17 protein-coding genes and 1 tRNA gene are annotated in these 22,867 nt (G+C 64.6%); 5 read left to right on the plus strand and 13 right to left on the minus strand.

Features of this window, described 5'->3' with window-relative positions:
- Positions 1 to 130: 130 nt before the first annotated feature.
- Together WI560_RS03570 and WI560_RS03575 are read left to right on the plus strand one after the other, a co-directional pair.
- Entirely contained in the window at positions 131 to 1,915 is a 1,785-nt protein-coding gene (locus tag WI560_RS03570; RefSeq protein WP_375306921.1) for an acyl-CoA dehydrogenase family protein, read from the plus strand.
- A gap of 91 nt (positions 1,916 to 2,006) precedes the next feature.
- Positions 2,007 to 3,095 carry a Zn-dependent alcohol dehydrogenase gene (locus WI560_RS03575; RefSeq protein ID WP_375306922.1) on the plus strand — a complete coding sequence of 363 codons (1,089 nt, stop codon included), beginning with the start codon at positions 2,007 to 2,009 and terminating at the stop codon, positions 3,093 to 3,095.
- Between the two features lie 21 nt (positions 3,096 to 3,116).
- Here WI560_RS03575 and WI560_RS03580 read toward each other — a convergent pair whose 3' ends face one another.
- The 8 genes from WI560_RS03580 to WI560_RS03615 all read right to left on the minus strand — a co-directional run bounded on the left by WI560_RS03580 (position 3,117) and on the right by WI560_RS03615 (position 12,510).
- The gene (locus WI560_RS03580; RefSeq protein ID WP_375306923.1) at positions 3,117 to 4,460 is read right to left on the minus strand and encodes a hypothetical protein; all 1,344 of its coding nucleotides are present in this window, start codon (positions 4,458 to 4,460) and stop codon (positions 3,117 to 3,119) included.
- A gap of 412 nt (positions 4,461 to 4,872) precedes the next feature.
- Positions 4,873 to 6,345: an amidase gene (locus tag WI560_RS03585; RefSeq protein WP_375306924.1), complete on the minus strand. Its 1,473-nt coding sequence runs from the start codon at positions 6,343 to 6,345 to the stop codon at positions 4,873 to 4,875.
- Positions 6,346 to 6,586: 241 nt separating this feature from the next.
- On the minus strand, positions 6,587 to 7,558 hold the full coding sequence (mbfA, locus tag WI560_RS03590; protein ID WP_375306925.1) for an iron exporter MbfA: 972 nt from the start codon (positions 7,556 to 7,558) through the stop codon (positions 6,587 to 6,589).
- Between the two features lie 67 nt (positions 7,559 to 7,625).
- Complete coding sequence (locus tag WI560_RS03595; RefSeq protein WP_375306926.1) at positions 7,626 to 8,774, minus strand: alpha/beta fold hydrolase; 1,149 nt, start codon at positions 8,772 to 8,774, stop codon at positions 7,626 to 7,628.
- 148 nt (positions 8,775 to 8,922) lie between these two features.
- Entirely contained in the window at positions 8,923 to 9,792 is an 870-nt protein-coding gene (locus WI560_RS03600) for an MBL fold metallo-hydrolase (protein ID WP_375306927.1), read from the minus strand.
- Between the two features lie 14 nt (positions 9,793 to 9,806).
- Complete coding sequence (locus tag WI560_RS03605) at positions 9,807 to 10,418, minus strand: glutathione S-transferase family protein (RefSeq protein WP_375306928.1); 612 nt, start codon at positions 10,416 to 10,418, stop codon at positions 9,807 to 9,809.
- A 155-nt stretch (positions 10,419 to 10,573) separates the two neighbouring features.
- Positions 10,574 to 11,416 carry a fumarylacetoacetate hydrolase family protein gene (locus WI560_RS03610; RefSeq protein ID WP_126259631.1) on the minus strand — a complete coding sequence of 281 codons (843 nt, stop codon included), beginning with the start codon at positions 11,414 to 11,416 and terminating at the stop codon, positions 10,574 to 10,576.
- A gap of 245 nt (positions 11,417 to 11,661) precedes the next feature.
- Complete coding sequence (locus WI560_RS03615) at positions 11,662 to 12,510, minus strand: MBL fold metallo-hydrolase (RefSeq protein WP_375306929.1); 849 nt, start codon at positions 12,508 to 12,510, stop codon at positions 11,662 to 11,664.
- A gap of 213 nt (positions 12,511 to 12,723) precedes the next feature.
- On the opposite strand from WI560_RS03615, the gene WI560_RS03620 reads away from it, so the two are divergent.
- The gene (locus tag WI560_RS03620) at positions 12,724 to 13,200 is read left to right on the plus strand and encodes a DUF3775 domain-containing protein (RefSeq protein ID WP_257176245.1); all 477 of its coding nucleotides are present in this window, start codon (positions 12,724 to 12,726) and stop codon (positions 13,198 to 13,200) included.
- A gap of 163 nt (positions 13,201 to 13,363) precedes the next feature.
- Here WI560_RS03620 and WI560_RS03625 read toward each other — a convergent pair whose 3' ends face one another.
- From WI560_RS03625 to WI560_RS03640, 4 genes are all read right to left on the minus strand, one after another.
- Positions 13,364 to 14,146, minus strand: a complete 783-nt coding sequence (locus WI560_RS03625) for an SDR family oxidoreductase (protein ID WP_375306930.1) — start codon at positions 14,144 to 14,146, stop codon at positions 13,364 to 13,366.
- Positions 14,147 to 14,272: 126 nt separating this feature from the next.
- Positions 14,273 to 14,785, minus strand: a complete 513-nt coding sequence (locus tag WI560_RS03630; RefSeq protein ID WP_375306931.1) for a CvpA family protein — start codon at positions 14,783 to 14,785, stop codon at positions 14,273 to 14,275.
- Between the two features lie 336 nt (positions 14,786 to 15,121).
- Positions 15,122 to 16,720: a GMC family oxidoreductase gene (locus WI560_RS03635; RefSeq protein ID WP_375306932.1), complete on the minus strand. Its 1,599-nt coding sequence runs from the start codon at positions 16,718 to 16,720 to the stop codon at positions 15,122 to 15,124.
- 143 nt (positions 16,721 to 16,863) lie between these two features.
- Entirely contained in the window at positions 16,864 to 18,240 is a 1,377-nt protein-coding gene (locus tag WI560_RS03640; protein WP_375308760.1) for a coniferyl aldehyde dehydrogenase, read from the minus strand.
- 367 nt (positions 18,241 to 18,607) lie between these two features.
- On the opposite strand from WI560_RS03640, the gene WI560_RS03645 reads away from it, so the two are divergent.
- Positions 18,608 to 18,684 (plus strand) — tRNA-Met (locus tag WI560_RS03645).
- Positions 18,685 to 18,916: 232 nt separating this feature from the next.
- On the opposite strand, the gene WI560_RS03650 is transcribed toward WI560_RS03645, so the two are convergent.
- Entirely contained in the window at positions 18,917 to 19,408 is a 492-nt protein-coding gene (locus WI560_RS03650; RefSeq protein WP_375306933.1) for a hypothetical protein, read from the minus strand.
- Positions 19,409 to 19,692: 284 nt separating this feature from the next.
- On the opposite strand from WI560_RS03650, the gene WI560_RS03655 reads away from it, so the two are divergent.
- Positions 19,693 to 22,746 (plus strand): AAA family ATPase, encoded by a 3,054-nt coding sequence (locus WI560_RS03655; RefSeq protein ID WP_375308761.1) that lies wholly within the window; start codon positions 19,693 to 19,695, stop codon positions 22,744 to 22,746.
- The last annotated feature ends 121 nt before the right edge of the window (positions 22,747 to 22,867 follow it).

Consider the following 22,867-nt stretch of genomic DNA (forward strand, 5'->3'; position numbering starts at 1 on the left):
GCGATCATGCCTCCCTGACAATTTGCGGCTTTATCGCTCTCCGCGGCTGGAGCATGATCGACATCATCCCAAGCGGCAAGCGCCAAATCAGCGCAAAATGTCCGCACGGCGGAAACGATAGAGGACCACAATGCACAAGCCGGCCCCAGCACAGCCGAACAACGTCGCGGCCGAGCCATCCGGCCTGCTGGCGCCAGATACCACAGGCATGAATTTCTACCGCGCCGATCCCGCGCTGACGGATCTCTTGCGTATCCATCTGCCGGAGCCGCTGTTTCGCCACATCGAGCCGCATCTCGACCGGCTCGGCGAGCTCGCTGGCGGCAGGCTCGACGAATGCGCGCGGCTTGCCGACCGGCACACGCCCATTCTGCACCAGCGCGACAAGTTCGGCCGCGACGTGCAGTCGATCGAATATCACCCGGCCTATCGCGAGCTGGAGAACGCCGCCTTCGGCGAGTTCGGCATTCACGCGCTCTCCATCCGCAAGGGCATCATGGGCTGGCCGGACAAGTATCCCGTGGTGGCCAAGCATGCCTTCACCTTCCTGTTCAACCAGACCGAATTTGGCATGGGCTGCCCGATCAACGTCACCGACGGCTGCGCCAAGCTGCTGGCGAATTTCGGCAGCGAGGCGCTCAAGGCGAAATATCTGGACGGCCTGACCTCGACCGACATGAGCAAGCTGACGCAGGGCGGCCAGTTCATGACCGAGAAGGAGGGCGGCTCCGACGTCGGCACGCTCTCCACACGCGCGGTGCAGGAGGGCGACCATTGGCGCCTCTATGGTGAAAAATGGTTCTGCTCGAATGCGGACGCCAAGGTCGTGATGCTGCTGGCGCGTCCTGAAGGCGCCGGCCCCGGCACGCGCGGCGTCGGCCTGTTCCTGATGCCGCGCTTCCTCGACGACGGCGCGCAGAACCATTACCGGATCGTGCGTCTCAAGGACAAGCTCGGCACCCGTTCGATGGCCTCGGGCGAGATCAAGCTGGAAGGCGCGATCGCCTACGCGGTCGGCAAGCTCGACCGCGGCTTCGTGCAGATGGCCGAGATGGTGAACTCCTCGCGGCTCTCCAACGGCGTCAAGTCCACCGCGCTGATGCGCCGCGCCTATCACGATGCCATGACAGTCGCGAAGAACCGCGTGGTGTTCGGCAGCCGCATCATCGACCTGCCGCTCGGCCGCCGCCAGATGCTGAAGATCATGCTGCCGGTCGAGCAGGCGCTGTCGATGAGCTTCCTCACCGCGGACGCGCTCGACCGCGCCGAAGCCGGCAGCCAGGATGCGGCGGCGCTGCTGCGCATCCTCACGCCGACGCTGAAATTCCGCGCCACCCGCGATGCGCGCAAGGTCTGCGGCGATGCGCTCGAGATGCGCGGCGGCATCGGCTATATCGAGGAGTTCGCCACCGCGCGGCTGCTGCGCGATGCGCATCTCGGCTCGGTCTGGGAAGGCACCGGCAACATAGTGGCCATCGATGCGCTCCGGCGCGCGGTCGGCCGGCACGGCGCGGAGTCCGCGCTCGCGGCCGATCTGCAGGCCCGGCTCGATGACAGTGCGTCGGTGCCGCAGGCCTGGCGCGACCGTTTGCGCGACCTCACCGATCGCGCCGTCAGCTTCGCGCGCGAGGTCGCGAGCAAGTCCGAGAACGAGGCGGATGCCCGCCGCGCCACCAGCCTGCTCTATCATGTCGCCAGCGCGGTTGCGCTCGCCTGGGAAGCGCACCGCATCCACGACATGCGCGGCGATGCGCGCCGCCTGCTGCTCTCGCGGCTCGTCATCGACCACAGGGTGTCGCCGAACGACCCGTTCCGGCTGACGGAAAATACCGCGCAGGCGAGGATTGCTGAGCTGCTGCTTGGGGATCGCGACGCCGGCATGAGCGAGGTTGGCGAACTGGTTCTGGCGGCGTAGGCTAAGAGTTGCAGCGAGCGCAGTACACCTCTGCCGTAGGGAGAGGTGTAGAGTCGACGACGAATGAAACAAAGATGACGAGGAAACACCGATGAAGGCCGCCGTCCTCCATGAAGTCAACCAGCCGCTCGTCATCGAGGATGTCAGCCTGCCGAAGCCGGGTCCACGCGAGGTCCTGATCCGCACGGCGGTCGCCGGTCTCTGCCATTCCGACCTGCACTTCATGGAAGGACTCTATCCGCATCCGCTGCCCGCAGTGCTCGGGCACGAATCCGCAGGGGTCGTCGAGCAGGTCGGCTCCGATGTGACCTACGTCAAGCCGGGCGACCACGTCGTCACCTGCCTGTCAGTGTTTTGCGGCACCTGCGACAATTGCACCACCGGCCGCACCGTGCTCTGCACCGATACCACGGTGAAGATGCTGCCGGGCGTCTCGAACCGGATGCAATGGTCGAAGCCCGAGAAGCTGCACCAGTTCCTCAACCTGTCGTCGTTTGCCGAGCAGATGCTGGTGCACGAGAACGCCATCGTCAAAATCCGCAAAGAGATGCCGCTCGATCTCGCCGCGCTGATCGGCTGCGGCGTCATCACCGGCTACGGCGCGGTGGTGAACACGGCGAAGGTGACGGCGGGCGAGACGGTCGCTGTGATCGGCTGCGGCGGCGTCGGCATGGCCGCGATCAACGGCGCGCAGATCGCCGGCGCCGGCCGCATCATCGCCATCGACACCAATCCGGCCAAGCTCCAGCTCGCGACCAAGCTGGGCGCCACCGACATCATCAATCCCGCCGACGGGGACGTCGTGAAGCAGGTGCGCGACCTCACCAATGGCGGCGTGCATCATTCGTTCGAGGTGCTCGGCCGCAAGGAGACCGCCGAGCAGGCGTTCGGCATGCTCGCTTCCGGCGGCACCGCCACCATCGTCGGCATGATCCCGTTCGGCCAGAAGATCGAGCTGCACGGCTTCGACTTCCTGCGCGAGCGCAGGATCCAGGGCTCGTCGATGGGCTCGAACCATTTTCGCGTCGACATGCCCCGCCTGGTGGACTTCTACCTGCGCGGCCGGCTGCACCTGGAGGACTGGATCTCGGCGAAATTGAAGCTGAACGAGATCAACGAAGGCTTTGCCAACATGAAGGCCGGCAAGACGCTGCGCAGCGTGATCATGTTCGACAGCTAGCACGGCTGATGCCGCGCCCGATCAGGCGCGCGACTCCTTTATGAGCAGCAGCGTCATGAGCGCGGCAAGGCCGGCGGCGAGCATATAGGCAGGGGATATGTTCAGGCCGGCACCTGCGAACAGCAAATAGGAGAACAATCCTGCCGTCGACGCAATGAAGCCAAGCCAGGCCAGTTTGGGAAGGCGAAATCCACGTTCGCCCTGGCGGAGATCGAGCACGAGGTAGAACACCAAGAAGGTGTTGCAGAGCGCCGCCGGCAACAGGCCCATGACGATCTCGCTCTCGAATGCAAGATAGGACAGCACGCCGTCGACCTGGGCAATCACCGCAAACGGCAGATAGCGCAGGTTGATGCAGGCCAGGGCGATGCTCGCAAGCTCGAACGCGTAGAAGTAGCGCTCATGCATCTTCGGAAGCAGGTACGGCATCAGAATGAGCGATGCGCATGCGACGAGCAGAATGAACTCCGGCCCGGTCCGCTTGGACTGTGCGATGAAGATCGATAGGGCAAGCCCGCTCGCTGCCGCGAGCACCAGACCAATGGCGACTCCGACTGTGTAGGGCGTTCCTCCTGCGAACACCCAGACGTTCGCTGCATTCATGGTCAGGTGATGAAATGTGCTGGCTTGGCCGAGATAGACGCCGAGCACGGAGACCAGAGATCGGCCTGCAACGAGAACGGGGATGGCGAGGATCGCATAGGCTCCCGGAATGGCTGCAAGCCACGCCAGGTGAATCTTGCGGCGCAAGATCATGCCGAGCACGAACGGTCCCAGGAATACGCCCTGCGCTTTCACCGAGCAGCCTATTGCGAAAGGCAGAACGCCATTTCGGTTGCGCATGAACAACGCCACGGACAGCAGCGCGAAGAAGGTCCAGATCGAATCGGCCTGTCCCCACATCGCTCCATTGAAGAGCACCGTCGGTGCAAGCCAAACCGAGCAGAAGGCCATGGACGCGCGCAATGGCACTCTTGTTGCTCGCCACACCATCTGCGCAACGACGATCGCGCAACCGAGCTCGAATATCGCCGAGATAGTCTTCACGAGCGAAAGCGGCTGGCCGAGCCAATCAAAGGAGGCGGCGATCAGCAGGAGGTAGCTGTAGAATGGGGTGTAGTTGGTGAAGGGCTCGGCCAGCGCGCCAACACCGTGATCCCGAGCAAAAGTGTACCACGGGATCAGGAACTGAACGGCGTCGCTGTTGGTGTGCTCCCGGGCGAGGTAGCGGAATCCAAGGCCCGCAAATCCACACGCCAGCATGAGGACGGTCGGAATGCGCCATCTCTCGGGGAGCGATCGGCCTGCATTGACGCGATGATAGGGATTGCGGAGCGCGCCTATCTCGATCGTGTCGTTCGTCACGCAATCATTCCAGGATTCGAGCGGTACCCTCCGCCAGGTTCACGAGCACTTCGAGCTTCGCAGCGCATTGTCGCGACGCCCTCGCGGTTGAAGACTCCTGACGGTATTTCGCGGCTTACAGTCTTGACGGACGAACAATTGCCAGTTGTATAAATCTCAGATGTGCAGTTTGCCCGATGCTTGGGAAAAGATTGTTTGGTTAGCGATTGCTTTACGGACGGCCATCGAATCCCGCCCTGTCATTCCCGGGCGTGCGGAGCGCGAGCCGGAATCTCGATATTGTCTTCTCGATCATCGCGAGCGACGTCTCCGCCGTAGATCGAGGAGCAAAGGCGGAACCGAAGCCATCCAATCGAGCAGCGCGGCCGGATTTCCTGATTGCCTTGCAAGAGCTTCTCGCCAAGACGGGCGGCTAATCATCGAACATCTTCGGCGGCACGAACCCGCCGAACTCGCGCTCGATCAGTTCGGCAAGCTTGAGCGGCGTGCGATCCTCCAGCCATGGGCCGACGATCTGCACGCCGACAGGCAGGCCGCCCTTCGACAGGCCCAACGGAACGGCCGTCGAAGGCAGGCCGGGTAACGTCGCAATCCCCGGCCAAGCCAGCTGATCGGAATAGGGGTAGTCCTTGCCGTCGATGCTAATACGCCGCAGGTTCTGATCCGGCGAATGGTCATGCGGAAAGGCCGGCGTCGGCATGATCGGGCAGATCACCGCGTCGAAGCTCTTGAACAGCGCGCGCCATTGTGCACGCAGGCCGGCGCGGGCGCCGGCGTCGAGTACCCAGGCGCGGTGGCTTGCGGTGATGCCGCGCAGTCGCTCCGCACCGAGGCTGCGATCCTCGGGCGAAAGCTGGCTCGCCCGTGCCTGCGCATCCGCAAGCTCATCGGGCAGGAAGAAGGCGCCGAGGAAGCTCAGGAGCATGCGCATGTAGAGCCGCGACGTCTCCGCGAACTCCGGGAGCTGACCGCTCTCGCGCGCGATCCGCGTGCCGGCCTTCGACAGATCAGTTGCGAGCCTGTCGATCGCGCCGCGGACGTCTCCATCGGTCGGCAACAGCGGGTGGCTGTCGATCACCAGGACGCGAAAGTCCCGCAACGAATGATGCCGTGCAGCGGGCAGCTCGAGCTTGTAGGCGACACCGGCGTCCAGCGGTTCCGGACCGGCCAGGACGTCGAGTAGCAAGGTGAGATCGGCTGCCGTGCGCGCCATCGGCCCGATGACGGCGAGGTCGTCCTCGCGCGGAATTGCCGGAAACGGCGGCGGGGTCTCGCCGCGCGCCGGACAGAGATTGAGAGTCGGCTTATGCGCGAAGATGCCGCAATGAAAGGCCGGCACCCGCAGCGAGCCGCCGATGTCGGAGCCGGTGGCGAACGCGCAATAACCTGCGGCGAGGGCCGCCGACGATCCTCCGGACGATCCGCCCGGCGTGCGGCCGAGATCATAGGGGTTGTTCGTGGTGCCGTAGATGTCGTTGTAGCTCTGCCAGTCGCCGAGGCCTACCGGCACGTTGGTCTTGCCGAGGATCACGCCGCCAGCCTGTTTGATGCGTGCCACCGGCAACGCGTCTTCGGCAGGCTTGAAATTCCTCTGCGGCGGGAATCCCCAGGTCGTCGGCAGGCCGGCGATGTTGAAGGATTCCTTCACCGTCACGGGCAGGCCGAGCAGCGGCTTGCGCTCGCCGCGAGCCAAGGCGGCGTCCGCCTCGCGCGCGGCACCGAGGGCGCGATCGAAATCCCGGACGCAGATCGCGTTGATCTTGCCGTCGTGACGCTCGATACGGGCGATCGCGTCCTGGGTGAGCTCGACCGCGGAGACCTTCTTCGCGCTCAATGCGGCCGACAGCCCGACCGCGCTCTTGAAACTCCATTCCGATTTGGCCACGGCGCGTCTCCTGTTCCGGTTGTTGAAGGATGGTGCGCAGTTTGGCCGGATCTCGCAACGGCTGTTTGATGGAGATTGATATGCTGCGAGCCGTAGCGGCACGGCCAACAACAAAGTCGGTGTCATCGCCCGGCATTGACCGGGCGATCCAGTATTCCAGAGAAGGCTGTGGTTGAACCGATAGGTCGCGGCGTAGGGATGCCCCGGACAAGCCGGGGCATGACAGTGGGTGCGGAAACGTCTACGCGGCCCCGATCAATATCCCGACCGCGAGCACGATGGCGCCGCCGAGCACGATCTGGAACACGGCCTGGAGGAACGGCGTATCCATGTAGCGCGAGCGGATGAAGGCGATCGCCCACAATTCGAAGAACACCACGACGCAGGCGACCGCCGTTGCGATCCAGAACGCGTTGGCCCAGGTGTCGGGCACCAGATAGGGCGCGGTGTGGCCGAGCCCGCCGAGCGTGGTCATCGCGCCGCAGGTGACGCCGCGCAGCCAGGGCGAGCCGCGCCCGGTCAGCGAGCCGTCGTCGGACAGCGCTTCCGCAAAGCCCATGCTGATGCCGGCACCGATCGAGGCGGCAAGGCCGACGAGAAACGTCTGCCAGTTCTGGTGGGTGGCGAAGGCGGCCGCGAACAGCGGCGCCAGCGTCGAGACCGAGCCGTCCATCAGGCCGGCAAGTCCGGGCTGCACGTATTGCAGCACGAACATGCGGCGGTTGGTGCGATCCTCCTCGGCGCGGGCATCGGAATTCAGGATCTGGCCCGTCAGCTTGGCGGCGGTCTCCTCGTGACCTTTCTCGGCTTCGGCGAGGTCGCCGAGCAGGCGGCGCACGCCAACGTCCTGGGCCTGTTCGGCGGCCTTCACGTAGAAGCGCTCCGCCTGCATCTCCATGGTCTCGACTTCCCTGCGGATGGCATCGAGCGACAGGTTCTTGGTGAGCCAGACCGGACGGCGACGCAGGAACCCCTTGACGTCCTCGCGGCGGATTGGCGGCAGATGCGGGCCGAAGCGTTGCTCGTACAATTCTAGCAACATGTGCCGGTGGCCGCGCTCCTCCTCGGCCATCTGCTCGAACAATTTCGCCGAGTCCGGATAGCGCTCCTTCAAGTCCTCGGCGAAAGTCATGTAGATGCGGCTATCCTCCTCCTCGGAGGAGATCGCGACCGCCAGCACCTCGCGCTCGGTCAGATCGGCAAAATTCTTCACGGCGGCCCTGTCATCTCAGTTTAGAATTATTCTAAACTATATAGGAGGCCGCTGTTCCCAGGTCAAATCAGGCCGTGCGCGCTCTTGCGAGGAAGTCGAGTAGCAGGCGGTTAACCTCGGCCGGTTGCTCCTGCTGCACCCAATGGCCGGCGCCGTCGACGAGATGGCAGCCGAGCATTTTCGTGCAAGCGCGCGCCTGCATCGCCTCGAACACGCCGGGGCGCTGGTAAGTGCCCCAATCCTGCCTGCCCGAGATGAAGCACGAGGGCACGTCGATGCTGCGGCCGGAGAACAATTGCATCTCGCTGTTCAGCATGCCTGAGGTGCCGTAGCGATACCATTGCAGCCCGCCCTGGAATCCGGTGCGGCCATATTCGGCGCTGTAATAGGCGAGCTCGCTGTCCGGCAGCCATTGGTTGGCGGCGATCGCCGCCGGCGACGGCATTTCTTTCGCAACCGTCTCCGCCATGGTCTCGTTCAGGTCCATCACGTAATAGGTCGGCAGCTTCGCAAGCTCACCTGCCGACCATGACCCGAGCGGGTAGGGCTTGTTGCCGATCCAGTCCGCGCTCTTGTGATGGTAGTAGGCGCGCAGGAAATCGTGCACGCCCTGTGGCGCGCGGAGCATGTCGGCGTTGGCCTCGCGCGTCGAGTAGTACCATTGATAATGCTTGCGCGGACGCGGCAGCGCGGCCAGTTCGCGATGAACGGGATCTTCGGCTGCAGGCCTGGCTGGCGCGTCTGCGGTGTTGAAGGGCAGCGACGGCGCTCCGCCGAACGGCGCGCTCATCAGCGTCACCGAACGAAACACGTCGGGCCTGATCAGCGCGCACCAGGCCGCGACCGGGCTGCCGAAATCATGTCCGACCACGTCGACCTGCCTGTAGCCGAACGCCGACACCAGGGCGAGCGCGTCACGCACCAGGTTGAGCAGAGAGAACGGCGCAAGATCGCCGTCGTAATCCGCGCTCCAGCCCGTGGTGCGGCCATAGCCGCGCTGGTCCGGCGCGATGACGTGATAGCCGGCCGCGGCGAGCGCCGGCATCACCTTGCGCCAGGAGAACGCCAGTTCAGGAAAACCGTGCAGCAGGAGAATGCAGCGCCGCCCCTTGGTCTCGAAGCCCGCCTCCAGCACATGCATGCGCAAGCCGTTGACGCCTTCGACATAGCGCGAGCGGATGCCGGCGGGCAGGGGAACGTCGGGGAGTGCAGTCATGATGTTCTCCACACGGGCAGTATCGTAGGGTGGGCAAAGGCGCAAAGCGCCGTGCCCACCATTTCTCACAATGCACGGAATCGTGGGCACGCATCCGCCTTCGCTCTTCGAGCTACGGCGGAAGCTTTGCCCACCCTACGGCATCTCGCTAAACCGCCGCACACACGAACGCATTGCCCTTGCGCCGGATCTTGCCCACCGAGGGCGAGGGAAAATGCGCGGTGCAGCACAGCGTGTCGGTGTCGCAATAGCGCTCGAGAAAACTGCGGCGCGTCGTTGCCGCCTTGGCCGGATCGACGTCGAACTTGATCGACAGCTCCGGATAGAGCGTCTGCAGCGGCGAGTGCATGAGATCGCCGGAGAACACCGCATCGTCCTTGCCGCGCCCCATCGTGATCGCGATATGGCCGGGCGTGTGGCCCGGCGTCGGCAGGATGCGGACGTGGTCGCCGATCTCGTGGTCGTTGCCGACGAGCTCGTGCCTGTTGGCCGCGACCACCGGCAGCACGCTGTCGGCGAAGGGTGGGACTTCCGCCTTCGCGTTCTGCGCGGACCAATGGTCGAATTCCTGCTTGGCGAAGAGGTAGCGTGCCTTCGGGAAGGTCGGCACCCAGCGGCCGTTCTCCAGCCGCGTATTCCAGCCGACATGGTCGACATGCAGATGTGTGCACATCACGAAGTCGATGTCGTCAGGCGAGAACCCGGCGGCACCCAGCGCGCGCAAATAGGTGTCGTCGGTCTTCATGTTCCATTTCGGCCGCTGCGGCCGCGGTTTGTCGTTGCCGATGCAGCTGTCGATCAGGATGGTGTGGTGCGGCGTCTTCACCACGTAGGACTGGAAGCACAGCAGCAGAACATCCTGCTCGTCCAGCGCCTTGGCTTCGCGCATCCACGCCCGGTTCTCGGCCAGCACCTCCGCCGTCAATCCCGGCAGCATCTCCAGCGCCGGGACGAACGAGGTCTCCTGCTCGATGATGCGATGGATGGTGAGATCGCCGACCGAGAATTTCAGGCTCATGACAACTCCAGCTGTTACGCGGCCGGCGGCACCGAGATCTTCACGGAAGGACGCTCGAGCATCTTCTGATGGAAGGCGTCGAGCTTCGGATAGGCCTTGCGCCAGCCGCAATCGGCGAAGCGGAAATCGGCATAGCCGAGCACGCAAACGAGGCCGATCTGCGAGATATCGAACGGGCCGTTCAGCACCTCCGGCATGTTCTCGAAGCGCGCCATGCCGGTCCAGGCCCTGTTCCAATGATCGTCCGACCAGGCCTGCCATTGCAGGCCCTGCGGCCGCATCATCTTCTCGTAGCGGCACAGCAGCATGGAATCGAGCATGCCGTTGATCAGGGAGTGATTGGTCTTGGCCTTCCAGCGCCGCGGGCCGTAATCCGGAATCAGGCTGCCGCCGGCCATCTCGTTGAGATATTCGACAATGACATAGGAGTCCAAGATGACGTCGCCGTCATTGGTGATCAGCACCGGCAGCTTCTTCAGCGGCGTGATCTTCGAATAATCTTCGTTGGCCGTGCCCGGCGCGACGCTGGCGGGCGTGAACTCGATCTTGTCGATCAGCCCGAGCTCGATCGCGGCGATGCGGACCTTGCGGGCGAAGGGCGAGGCGGGGGAGAAGGTGAGCTTCATGGGGACTATTCCCTGCAATCAATCGTATGCGAACGGTGTTTCCTCCGTCATGGCCGGGCTTGACCCGGCCATCCACGCGTCGCGTCGTGGTCAGACTGTGAGACATGGATGCCCGGGTCAAGCCCGGGCATGACGACGTATGATGTGCGTGCGCCTTACGCCGCCACGATCTCCTGCCTCTGCTCGCCGAGGCCCTCGATGCCGAGCGTGACGACGTCGCCGACATTGAGGAAGGTCGGCGGCTTCATGCCGAGGCCGACGCCGGGCGGGGTGCCGGTCGTGATGACGTCGCCGGGCAGCAGCGTCATGAACTGCGAGACGTAGGAGATGCACTTGGCCATGGAGAAAATCATGGTCTTGGTCGAGCCGGTCTGGCGGCGCTGGCCGTTGACGTCGAGCCACATCGACAGGTTCTGCACGTCCTTGATCTCGTCCTTGGTCGCGAGCCACGGTCCGAGCGGGCCGAACGTGTCGTGCGACTTACCCTTGGTCCACTGGCCCAGGCGCTCGATCTGGAAGGCGCGCTCGGAGACGTCGTTGCAGACGCAATAGCCGGCGACATGGTTCAGCGCGTCGGCTTCCGAGACGTACTTGGCGCGGGTGCCGATGATGGCGGCGATCTCGACCTCCCAGTCGAGCTTGGTCGAGCCGCGCGGCTTCTCGACCGGATCGTTCGGGCCGGACAGCGAGGTGTTGGCCTTCATGAAGATGATCGGCTCGCTCGGAATGTCGGCGCCGGTCTCCTTGGCATGGTCGGAATAGTTGAGGCCGATCGCGACGAATTTCGAGATGCCGGTGACCGGAGCGCCGAACCGCGGCTTGCCGGAGACGGCGGGCAGCGAGGCGGGATCGAGGCCTGCCAGCTTCTTCAGGCTCTCCGGCGAATAGGCCTCACCCGTGAGGTCCTTCACATGCGCGGAGAGGTCGCGCAACTGGCCGGATTTGTCGATCAGGCCGGGCTTTTCCGCACCCTTCTCGCCGTAACGAACAAGCTTCATTCTCGTTTCTCCCTTGGGATTGGACCGATCGGTTAATAGCTTCATGGAACAGGGCGGCTGGAAATTCAACCGCCGAAAGGCGGCGCATTGCAGCCCTCGAAATTCGTGGGCGGTCTTGGCCTCGTGTCCCGGACGCGGCGCGGCATGAAATGACGCGACGCAGAGGCGGGACCCAGGTTGCAGCGAACTGGGTTCCGGCTCGGCGGAGCAGCGTTGCACGCTGCACCGCGTCCGGGACACGGCCATCACCCCAGCGCCACGAACCTGAACGCGTCCCCCTCCCGCTCGATGTGCCCGGCCGCGAAATGTCCGCCGATCACCAGCGTCGGCGTGTCGGCAAAGCGGCCGAACAATTCCCGTCGTGTCCTGGCCGATTGGCCCGGGTCGGAATCGGCGGTCGAGGACCAGTCGAGGTGCGCCATCTGGCAAGGGTGATGGGCGACGTCGCCGGTGAGCAGGCCCTGTTCGCCGTCCGACCGGATGAGAATGCTCATATGGCCGGGACTGTGGCCCGGGGTCGGGATCATGCTGATCTCCTCGCAGAGCCGGTGGTCGCTCGCGATCAGATCGGCCCGGCTGGCATCGACGATCGGCTGCACGGAATCGTTGAACACCGCCGCCTTGTCCGGCTCGGTGGAGTGGTCGCGCCAGTGCTCGTATTCGGTCTTGCCGAAGACGTAACGCGCTTCGGGAAAGGCCGGCACCCATTTGCCGTCCACCAGCTTCGTATTCCAGCCGACATGGTCGACGTGAAGATGCGTGCACAGCACGGTATCGATGCTGTCAGGCGCAAAGCCGGCCGCGCTCATCGTCTCCAGGAAGGGCGTGCTGCGGTTGTTCCAGGTCGGAACGTTGCGGCCCTGCTTGTCGTTGCCGAGCCCGGTATCGACCACGATGCGGCGCGAAGGCGTCTCCACCACCAGCGAATGGATCGACATCTTCAGCCGGCCTTCGTCGGTGGCGAAATGCGGGATCAGCCAGGGCAGCTTCTGGATCTCCTCGTTGGTCGCGAGCGGCAGGATGAAGCGGGTCGAGCCGACCGTCTCCAATTCCACCACCTTGGTGATCTTGACCCGACCGACCTTCCATTGCATCCGGCACCTCCCCATTTCTTTTTTGCTTCACTTCCCGTCATTCCGGGGCGATGCGCAAGCATCGAATCCGGAATCTCGAGATTCCGGGCTCGCGACTTCGTCGCGGCGCGGAATGACGGAGAAAGACGGAGGAAACATGCGCCGTTTCCGCCATGATGCGCAATGGATCATCTGACGCGATGCGGCGTTATCGCCGGAACCGGAGGAGGAGCCATGCCAGAGCTTGCGATTTCCGCTGACAAAGTCGCCTTCATCATCGAGAAGGCGCGCGAATTCGACGTCAAGGAGGGCGATTCCGATCCGGATTCCGGCTCGAACCCGAGCGATGACGATGCGCTCGACGTCCTCGAGGACGACGGCTCCGATCCCGTCGTCCAGGAACTCGGCAGCTTCATGATCGCCTTGAACGAGGACGAGCAGCTCGATCTCGTCGCGTTGACCTGGCTCGGTCGCGGCGACGGCACGATCGATGATTGGGACGATCTGCGCGCCCGCGCGGCGGAGGCCCGCACCGAATATCGCAGCCCGCGCCGCGAAACCGTGCATTATCTGCTCGGCGAGCCCATGCTCGGCGACCTGCTCGCCGACGGGCTCGATGCATTCGGCATCGACTGGAGCGACGAGCGCACCACGGCCGATTCGTCCGGCCCCAGCCAGCAGGACGAGGACGAGCCGACTAAACAGAGGTGAGTTTCTAGGCTCGCACGGAAAGAGCCAACGACGGTCTGCGCAGGACCGTCATGCCCGGGCTTGTCCCGGGCATCCACGTTCTACGTGCTCTGCGGCAAGTCGTGGATGGCCGGGACAAGCCCGGCCATGACGACGTGGATGCTTCGGCGTCCTACAACGGCAACTACAGCGTCCCCGGGAACGCGCCGCCGTCCAGCAGGATGTTCTGGCCGGTGATGAAGCCGGCCTTGGCCCCGCACAGGAAGGCGCAGGCATAGCCGAACTCGTCGGGCTGGCCGAAGCGGCCGGCGGGATTGAGCTTGGCGCGCTCGGCCAGGATCTGCTGCGGCGTGACGCCACGCTTGTCGGCTTCGCCCTTCGCAGTGCTGGTCAGGCGGTCGGTCTCGAACGGGCCCGGCAACAGGCCGTTGATGGTGACGTTGTTGATCACGGTCTTGCGCGACAGGCCGGCGATGAAGCCGGTGAGGCCGGCGCGCGCGCCGTTGGAGAGGCCGAGGATGTCGATCGGCGCCTTCACCGCGGCCGAGGTGATGTTGACGATGCGGCCGAACTTGCGCGCCATCATGCCGTCCACGGTCGCCTTGATCAGCTCGATCGGGGTCAGCATGTTGGCGTCGATCGCCTTGATCCAGTCGTCGCGGGTCCAGTTGCGGAAATCGCCGGGCGGCGGGCCACCGGCGTTGTTGATCAGGATGTCGGGCTCCGGGCAGGCCTTCAGCACGGCCTCGCGGCCAGCCGGCGTCGTGATGTCGCCGACGATCTCGGTCACCGTGACGTCGGGATAGGCCTTGCGGATCTCGTCGGCCGTCTTCGTCAGCGCCTCGGCGCCGCGCGCGGTCAGCGTGACGTGAACGCCGGCGTCCGCCAGCGAGATGGCGCAGGCACGGCCGAGGCCTTTGCTGGATGCGCAGACGATGGCGCGGCGACCTTTGATCCCAAGATCCACTGTTTCACTCCCGTAAATGTCAGGCAGGTTTTGGATAGCGGACACTTTAACCAATCGTGGCGCCGCTGATAAGGCATGGGCTCGCACCAAAATGCATGCACCCCGCGCCAGCGATGCAAATGCGCTCTAGATCCGCCGCTCCTGCTTGAGGCGGTCGATCGCGGAGGCCGCTTCCGGCGGCAGCGATTTGAAGCCCATCTGCCCCGCCATCGAGAATAGCGGCCGCAGATGCGAGCCGGCGAGAAACGGCGGCTGGCGGTTGGTCGGCACGAGCTGGTCGAACACCAGGACCAAAGTGGTGGCGACGAGGCCGACCCTGACGGCGCCGAGCGCGGCGCCCCCGAGCCGGTCGCCGAGGCCGGCCTCGCCGATGGTGTCGTTCAACGCGATGCGGCCGATATGCCCGAACAGCATGCCGACCACGACGAAGATGCCGAAGAACCAGATCCAGTTCTGCAGCAGCGGCGAATTCGGATTGCCTGCGATCTGCGGCGCGATCAACGGCATCAGCGAGACCGCGATCGGCGCGGCGAGGAGATAGGCGAGGATGGTCATGGCGCTGCGCAGCAGGCCGGTCCTGAAACCGAAGCCGACCGCGACGGCGAGCGCGGCGTAGACGGCGAGATCGAAACTGTTCATGCGCGCAACCCTGCCTTGACGGAGCAAGTGAACGCAAGTCCGATCAATCCGGTTTCAGATCGTTAAAATCGTCTGTAATCTTGGCTTCAAAAGTCCGGGCATATTCGAATGTCGGAAAAGCGTCGTCACCGTCGGCGGTGGCTTCCTGCTGAATTGAGCCCAACTGTCGTCCCGGACAAGCGCGCCCTCAGGCGCGCGCAGATCCGGGACCCATAACCACAGGACGTGATTTGGCGAAGACTCGGAGTTGCCATCGCGTCCCACACTTCTCCCTGTGGTTATGGGTCCCCGCGTTCGCGGGGACGACAGCGGAAGATGACGCGGCGACATCGTCTCTCAACTCGTCCGCATCTCCGCCCGGATCATGTCCGCCGCCTTCTCCCCGATCATGATGGTCGGCGCATTGGTGTTGCCGCCGATCAGGGTCGGCATGATCGAGGCGTCGACCACGCGCAATCCCTCGACGCCGTGCACCTTCAGCGCCGGATCGACCACGGCCATCGCATCCGTCCCCATCTTGCAGGTGCCGACGGGGTGGTAGACGGTGTCGACGCGCTCGCGCAGGATGGCGCGGATGTCGTCGTCGGTCTTCACGTTCGCCGTGAACATGTCGTGCTTCTGCAGCGCGCGCAGCGCCGGCGTCTCCATCAGCCGCCGCGTGGTCTTGAAGCCCGCGACCAGGGTCTCCAGATCGTCTTCCTCGCCGAGAAAGTTCGGATCGATCATCGGCGCCGCGAGCGGGTCGGCGCTTTTCAGCCAGACGCTGCCGCGGCTCTTCGGCCTGAGCAGGCAGACATGGCATGAGAAACCCGCCTGCTTGTGCTTCTTGCGGCCATGGTCGTCGAGCATCGCGATGACGAAGTGCAGCTGGATGTCCGGCACGTCGAGGTCGGGCCGGGTCTTCAGGAAGCCGCCGCACTCGGCGAAATTGGTGGTGATCAGGCCGCGGCGTTCGCGGCGGTATTGCCGGACGGCGCGGAGCAGGGACGGCAGCCGGCCGAGCGAAGCGTGAACGAAGTGCGGATAGTCGGAGGCGTAGACGAACACGAAATCCGGATGGTCCTGCAGATTGCGTCCGACGCCCGGCAGATGATGCACGACGCCGATGCCGTGCGCACGGAGCGCATCGCCGTCGCCGACACCCGACAGCATCAGCAATTGCGGGGACTGGAAGGCGCCGGAGGCGATGATCACCTCGCGGCGGGCGCGCAGCTGCTTTTTCTGCCTGCCCTGCATATATTCGATGCCGACCGCGCGGCGGCCTTCGAACAGGATCTTCGTGGCGTGCGCGCCGGTCTCGACGCGCAGATTGGCGCGCTTGCCCATGTGGGGCTGCACATAGGCGCGCGCCGCGCTCCAGCGCTCGCCGTTGTGCTGCGTCGCCTGGTAGCTGCCGAGGCCTTCATGGTCCTCGCCATTGAAGTCCTCGCGGATGCGAAACTGCGCCTCGCGCGCGGCCTGATGGAAGACGTCGTGGATCGGATTGTCCGAGCGCAGCCTGTTGACATGCAGCGGGCCGCCCTTGCCGTGATATTCGCCGTCGAAATCGGAATTGTTCTCCGAACGCTTGAAATAGGGCAGCACGTCGGCATACGACCAGCCGGCATTGCCGAGCGAAGCCCAATGGTCGTAGTCCCGTCTGTGGCCGCGGATGTAGATCATGGCGTTGATCGCCGAGGAGCCGCCGAGGCCCTTGCCGCGCGGCTGATAACCGATACGGCCGTTCAATCCCTTCTGCGGCACGGTATCGAAGGCCCAGTTGGCTGGGCTGTATGGCAAGGCGAGCCCGAACGGCGTGGTGATCCGCCAATTGTCGTTCCGTCCGCCGGCATCGAGCAGTGCGACGGATGTCCCCGCGTCCTCCGACAGCCGCCCCGCGACGGTGCAGCCGCCCGAGCCCGCGCCCACGACGATGAAATCGAATGTGTCAGTCACTTGTTTCCCCCTGTCTCTCGTCATTCCGGGGCGCGCGGAGCGCGAGCCCGGAATCCATTGATCCGCATGACGTGCTGCGAAATGGATTCTCAGGTGCGCAATTGCGCACCATAGTTCGCCTCGCGCCCCGGAATGACGAACCCCTACGACATGAACCGCATCAGCTTCTCCAGCCGCGCGATCTTGCCGCCATAGGGCGGATAGAGGTCGGCGAGGCGGTTGAACTTGGAGCGATAGAACACCGGCTTCAGCTTGCTGAAGGTACGAAAGCCCCATTCGCCGTGATAGGCCCCGGTGCCGGATGCGCCGACGCCGCCCATCGGCTGGTTGATCTGCGTGAAGTGGAACAGGCAGTCGTTGATGGTGACGCCGCCGGAGACGGTGCGCGCCAGCACCTCGTCGCGCGCGGCGCCGTCCTTGCCGAACCAGTACAGCGCCAGCGGCCGGTCGCGATGGTTGATGAAGGCGATGGCATCGGCCGGATCGCGGGTGCCAAGCAGCGGCAGCACCGGCCCGAAAATCTCCTCCTGCATCACCGCCATCGCTGCGGTCGCGCCGACGATCAGCGTCGGCGGGAATTTGCGGTGCGCCTTCCAGTTCGGATCGTCCGCCATCGCCGGCTGCAGGATTTTTGCGCCGCGCTCCGCCGCATCGGCGACCAGGCTTTCGAGCCGCGCATAATGCCGGTCCGAGATGATCGAGGTGTAGTCCTTGTTGGAAGGATCGGTGCCGAACATCCGCCGCATCTGGGCCCGTACCTTCTCGGCGAAGGCCTGCAGCGATGGCTCCGGCACCAGCACGTAGTCCGGCGCGATGCAGGTCTGTCCCGCATTGAGCAGCTTGCCGTAGGCGATGCGCTCGGCCGCTTCATCGAGGTCGGCCGAGGCGTCGATGATCGCCGGCGACTTGCCGCCGAGCTCGAGCGTGACAGGCGTCAGGTTGCGCCCCGCGGCCTCCGCGACCAGCCGCCCGACCCTGGTCGAACCGGTGAAGACGAGGTGATCGAACGGCAGGCGCGCAAAGCTTTGCGCGATCTCGCCCTCGATGCCGGTGACGAGCAACTCGGTCGCATCGAACCTCGCGGCGATCGTCTGCTTCAGCAGGGCTGCGAAATGCGGCGTCAGCTCGCTCGGCTTGATCAGCACCCGGTTGCCGGCGGCGAGCGCGCCGATCGCGGGCGCCAGCGTGAGCTGGAGCGGATAATTCCAGGGCGCGATGATGCCGACGACGCCGAGCGGCTGCGGCATCAGCCGGTTGCGGGCAGGGAGGAATTGCAGCGCGGTCGCGACCCGCTGCGGCGCCATCCAGGCCTTCAGGTGCTTGGTGGCGTGCCGGATCTCGGAGAACAGCAGCATGGTCTCGGCGATGGTCGTCTCGACCGCCGAGCGGTGGCCGAAATCGGCCGAGATCGCCTGCCGAAAGCGCTCCTCGTTGTCGGCGACGACGGCGCGCAGCCGCGCCAGCCGGTCGAGCCGCTCGGCAAGGCCAGCCGCGGGCTCGTCCCGCGACCGCGCGACCATGGCGTGGAAGGCCTCTTCCAGAGCCCGCAGCGGGGCGCTTGTCAGGGATTTGTCCACGGCGTTCCTCCCTTCAGCTGCGTTTCAGCTGAATCTTGTTGCCGCAAGCTGTCCCTTTGTGGAACTTCTGGCAAGACCTCAGGGAAAGCAGCGGAAATCGGTCGATTCCCCTGTCATAAAGTCGAAAAAAACGTCCCCGCAGCCCTTTCCAAAGCCGGTTCGCCTTGATACATACGCCCCGCACCCGATGGGCACTGCCCCGGGGTTGCCTTCCAAGGAAGCCTTTGGGACGGACTGGAAAAGCCACGCGAGCAGCGCCGGCCTCAACCGACCGTCCCCGGCATTTAACCGAAGGCATGCAAGTGTTTAACGCGGGGTGGAGCAGCCCGGTAGCTCGTCAGGCTCATAACCTGAAGGTCATAGGTTCAAATCCTATCCCCGCAACCAAATTCGGATTTAACCGGATCCGATACGAAAATGGCCCGCTTGATGCGGGCCATTTTTGTTTTTGCAGCTGATCGCTAATTGGAGAGTTGCGGGCTGTCCGTCGCGGACATGCAAGTCAATAGCGTGATTCGGAATTACCGACGCTGCCGGTCTGAATGGGAATGTCGCCAGCGCGATCCCTCTCTATCGAGTTGAGTGCACGTCACAGTAATGCCGGAGGCTGGGATAGTGCTCAAGACCTGTACGGGCAGACCATGGTCAGATTCAGCAGCGTCGGCTTGTCCGAGCCCTTCTTGTACTCCCACTCCAGCCGGATCTCGTGCCGGTGGGCATAGGCGTCGTTCGGCGCGTGGACGATGATGTTGGTCTTCATCGGGATCGGGGGCTCGGAGTTGAAGCACTTCCGCACGCAGGCATCGAGCAGGTCGCATCGCGTCAGCGGGATGACGCCGGGTTCATCCCTGGATAGCGGGACGGTGTTCGGCTGGGTGCTGAGGTCGAGACGAGCCCGGCCCTTCTCCTTGTGCCAGTACTTGGCGCTTCCCTGCGGCCACCTCGATGGAGGGGTCAAGATCAAGTGGTACTGGCCGTATTCCAAAGTTGGCAGGTCGATGTCGTCCGACGCCTTGAGCTTGGCCACGCTCTTCTTCATGTTTGCCAAGGGATAGTAATTGCTGTTCATCAAATCTCGAAATGCCTTGCCGCTATATGTCTTGCCGCCCATCGCCTTGTCCTCGATATGATCCAATCAATCGGGGTGACCTGCAGCCCAGAAAAGCTCGTTGGCCAAGCGAAAGCCCTCGGCGCCCCCAGAACGCGCGGCCCCACGTTCGCGCGCGTAAACGCTATCACCTGAAATTGTGTTTCGTCCAGAGAGAGGCCTGCTGGTGATGCGGCCATGCTTGCGTGCAAGTTCGATTGCCATGAATCTTCCGATAGGTAATCTTGCGTCAGTCTCCTCGCGAGCGCCGACCGAAGGACGGTGCTGCGACTTTTGAAGGCACGGAAATGCATTGTGCCGCGTGTCAGTCGGCGATCGACCCAGGCGATAGCTGGTGCTCCAAATGCGGGGTGGCCGTGCGGCGCTCCGAACCGGAGAGCGAACGCCGGTTCGTGACGATTCTCCGTGCCGACGTCGTGGACTCGACCGGGCTCGTTGCAGATCTCGATCCGGAGGAGGCTGTCTCGCGCCTGGAGCCGGCGTTGGCTGCGATGAGAGGCGCGGTTCGTCAGTTCGGAGGCATCGTCAGCAAGGAATTGGGCGACGGGCTCTCTGCGGTGTTCGGTGCTCCGATCGCGGACGACAATCATGCGCCGCTGGCCTGCCATGCGGCGATCGAGTTGGTCCGGCGTGTTGCCGGTCTCGGTGACCCCGGCCTTAAGGTTCGCGTGGGTCTCCACTCTGGCCATGTCGTTGCCTATATGGTCGCCAGCGAGTTTTCCAAGGTTTACGAGATTGGCGGAGCGGCCCAGCACCTGGCCGCCCGGCTGGAGGCGGCGGCCGAGGCGAATCAGATCTATGTGTCGCAGGCCTGCCAGGAGCTTGCCGAAGGGCACGTCCGATTCGAGTTTCTGGGTGGCAAGCCGCTGCGCGGCTTCAATCAGTCCGTGCCGGTCTATCGGATCGTTGGGGCCAGCGATCTGTCGAGTTGGCGGGTGCGGCGTGCGCGCAGCGTCTCGCGATTCGTCGATCGGACGACCGAGCGGGCATTGCTGGCTCGTGCGGTCGAGGGCACCGGAACGGGCCGGCAGACGGTTCTGCTGCTGGGCGATGCCGGCATCGGCAAATCGCGGCTCGCGCACGAATTTGTCCAGGAGCTCAGGCCCCACGGCTGGCGCCTGATCGACGCCGAGTGCAGCCCGAACCTCCAGGGAGCGCCATTCAGCACGCTCAAGCGTCTGCTGCTCTCGGCTCTGGAGGCGGCCGCCAAGGACCCCGGCAGCCCCTCGGATCCCCGCAACGATCTGGGCGAGATTGAGCGTTGCGCCCTCGACGCCGTGCTCGATCTGCCGATTACCAATCCGCAGTGGAATCAGCTCGAGCCTCACGCCCGGGGACGCGCAATCTCCGAGGTCAGCTGTGCCATCGTCGAGCGCCTCGCCCGTCGCCAGCCGACGGTCCTGCTGCTCGAGGATCTGCACTGGATCGACCGGGCCAGCGATACGATCGTGGCGACGATGGCTTCGCTTCAGGTGCCGGGTCTGCTCGTCCTCCTCACGTCCAGGCCAAACGGCATGCCGGTCTGGATTGCCCGCTGCCGCGCCGAAATCGTCGCGATGCAGGCTCTCGACGATGACTCGGGGTTGGCCATGCTGGCCGACATGCTCGGTCCCTCCACGGCGAACGACGATCTGAAGAACCGGATCATCTCGCACACGGCCAATGTCCCTCTGTTCATCGAGGAGGTCTGCCGCGGGCTTCGAGACAGCGGAACGCTCCACGGCCAATGGGGCGATCTGGCGCTGATGCGGCCGATCGAGGAGCTCGGCATCCCCTCGAGTATTCAGGGTGTCATTGCCGCGCGGCTCGATCGGGTGTCGCGGCAGGAACGCTCCATCCTACAGGTCGCGGCTGCGCTTGGCCCGCGATCGAGCGTCGCCACGCTTCGCACGCTGCTCGAGCTGCCTGAGGACAGCCTGCAGGATTGCCTCGCGTCGCTCGATCGCGCTGAACTGCTGGTCAGGATCGACAGCGAGTTGGGCGACGTGCTCGAGTTTCGGCACGAGATGGTCCGTCAGGTGACCTATGATTCCATGGTCGAAAAGGTGCGCGAAGGCATTCATGCGCGCATTCTTGCGAGGCTGGAGAGCGACGGGGCGGGCGCGGATGAGCCCGACGCGCTGTGCTATCACGCAGTGCGCGCGCGCGATTGGGCCAAGGCGTTCAGCCACGGCAGAAGCGCGGGCCGAAAATGCTTGAGCCGCTCGGCATTTTTAGACGCGGCCAGCTATTTCGAGATTGCGATGGGCTCGCTGGACAAGACGCCCATGACGCCTTTGCGGGAGATGGACGCCATCGATTTGCGGACGGAAGCGCGAGCGGCGTTCATTGCGTCCGGTCAGGTGACCGAGTGGCTAGATCTCGGAAAGGACGCCGAGCGCCGGGCGGGGGCGATCGACGACATCGGACGCAAGGTCGCCGCCATGACGGTCAGAGCGGGCGCGCAGAACTTCTTCGGAGCGCCGGTCGAAGCCGTCGCCGTTTCGGAAGAGGTGGCTCGTCTCGCAGAACAATGGGGCAATGCGGGTTGGCTCAATCTCGCTCGATACAGTCTCGGACAGGCGTATTTCCTCGCCGGGCGCTTTCGCGAGGCAGCGCTGACATTGACCGAGGCTCACGCGCAGTTGGAGGGGCCGCAAGCCATCGCCCCGACCGGCACGACGCCGCGCTCCCTCCTCCTCCTCTGCTGCATGATGAAGAGCTTCACCCATACCGTCATGGGTGAGTTCGCCGCCGCCGAGCAGCTCCAGCAACAGGCCGCCGCGATCGCCGAGGAGACCGGCCGTCCCTACGACCGCGTCGCTGCCGCCTATAGCGGCGGCTGGCTCATGCTCGGCCGGGGCGATCCCGCCGCGGCGGCCGCCATTCTCGAAGATGGTTTTGTGCTGGCGCAGAAGCACGGCATCCGGCTGTTCGTGCCGGTGCTCGCCTGCCACCTCGGCATGGCCTATCTGGAACAGGGGCTGCTCGACCGGGCGCGTGGCATGCTGATCGAGGCTCGCGAGGAGGCGAAGGCGGTCGGCTATACCTCGGCCGTGCTGCGCAGCTCGATCTACCTGGCGCTCGCGACCTGGCGTCTCGGCGATGTTCAGGCGGCGCAGAACATGCTGCGCGAGGCGCGCAACACCGCCCGACAGCAGGGGTTTTCCGGCCTCGAGGCCGAGGCCCTGTTCGGCGAGGCCGTGGTGACGCCCGTCGCCAGCGAGAACGGCAAGGCGGCTGTCCTCGCGTCCTTGCGCGGGGCCATCGCGATCGCGTCCGAAAGCGGCGCGCGGCCGCTGCAACGCAAGGCGGAGGCGATGCTGACGGGGATGCTGGCCCCGGGCAATGAGCTGAGCTGACTCCGCTTCCCGGCTTCCCGCCCCGGTCAGCTCCGCGCAACGCGCCTTGACTGCCCGACAAGCCAAATAGATTCTGTAGGCTAAGCAAGGGCTTGGCTACTGTGCATGGGGTTGTTTTCGC

This window comes from Bradyrhizobium sp. A11 (assembly GCF_042077125.1).
Taxonomy (GTDB): domain Bacteria; phylum Pseudomonadota; class Alphaproteobacteria; order Rhizobiales; family Xanthobacteraceae; genus Bradyrhizobium; species Bradyrhizobium japonicum_B.

Excerpts from the sequence above, each read along its gene's own strand:
- WI560_RS03620 (WP_257176245.1), top strand. The coding sequence starts at position 12,724 with ATGCCAGAGCTTGCGATTTCCGCTGACAAAGTCGCCTTCATCATCGAG.
- WI560_RS03600 (WP_375306927.1), bottom strand. The coding sequence starts at position 9,792 with ATGAGCCTGAAATTCTCGGTCGGCGATCTCACCATCCATCGCATCATC.
- WI560_RS03650 (WP_375306933.1), bottom strand. The coding sequence starts at position 19,408 with ATGGGCGGCAAGACATATAGCGGCAAGGCATTTCGAGATTTGATGAAC.
- WI560_RS03570 (WP_375306921.1), top strand. The coding sequence starts at position 131 with ATGCACAAGCCGGCCCCAGCACAGCCGAACAACGTCGCGGCCGAGCCA.
- WI560_RS03575 (WP_375306922.1), top strand. The coding sequence starts at position 2,007 with ATGAAGGCCGCCGTCCTCCATGAAGTCAACCAGCCGCTCGTCATCGAG.
- WI560_RS03655 (WP_375308761.1), top strand. The coding sequence starts at position 19,693 with ATGCATTGTGCCGCGTGTCAGTCGGCGATCGACCCAGGCGATAGCTGG.
- WI560_RS03615 (WP_375306929.1), bottom strand. The coding sequence starts at position 12,510 with ATGCAATGGAAGGTCGGTCGGGTCAAGATCACCAAGGTGGTGGAATTG.
- WI560_RS03605 (WP_375306928.1), bottom strand. The coding sequence starts at position 10,418 with ATGAAGCTCACCTTCTCCCCCGCCTCGCCCTTCGCCCGCAAGGTCCGC.
- WI560_RS03640 (WP_375308760.1), bottom strand. The coding sequence starts at position 18,240 with ATGGTCGCGCGGTCGCGGGACGAGCCCGCGGCTGGCCTTGCCGAGCGG.
- WI560_RS03595 (WP_375306926.1), bottom strand. The coding sequence starts at position 8,774 with ATGACTGCACTCCCCGACGTTCCCCTGCCCGCCGGCATCCGCTCGCGC.
- WI560_RS03630 (WP_375306931.1), bottom strand. The coding sequence starts at position 14,785 with ATGAACAGTTTCGATCTCGCCGTCTACGCCGCGCTCGCCGTCGCGGTC.
- WI560_RS03610 (WP_126259631.1), bottom strand. The coding sequence starts at position 11,416 with ATGAAGCTTGTTCGTTACGGCGAGAAGGGTGCGGAAAAGCCCGGCCTG.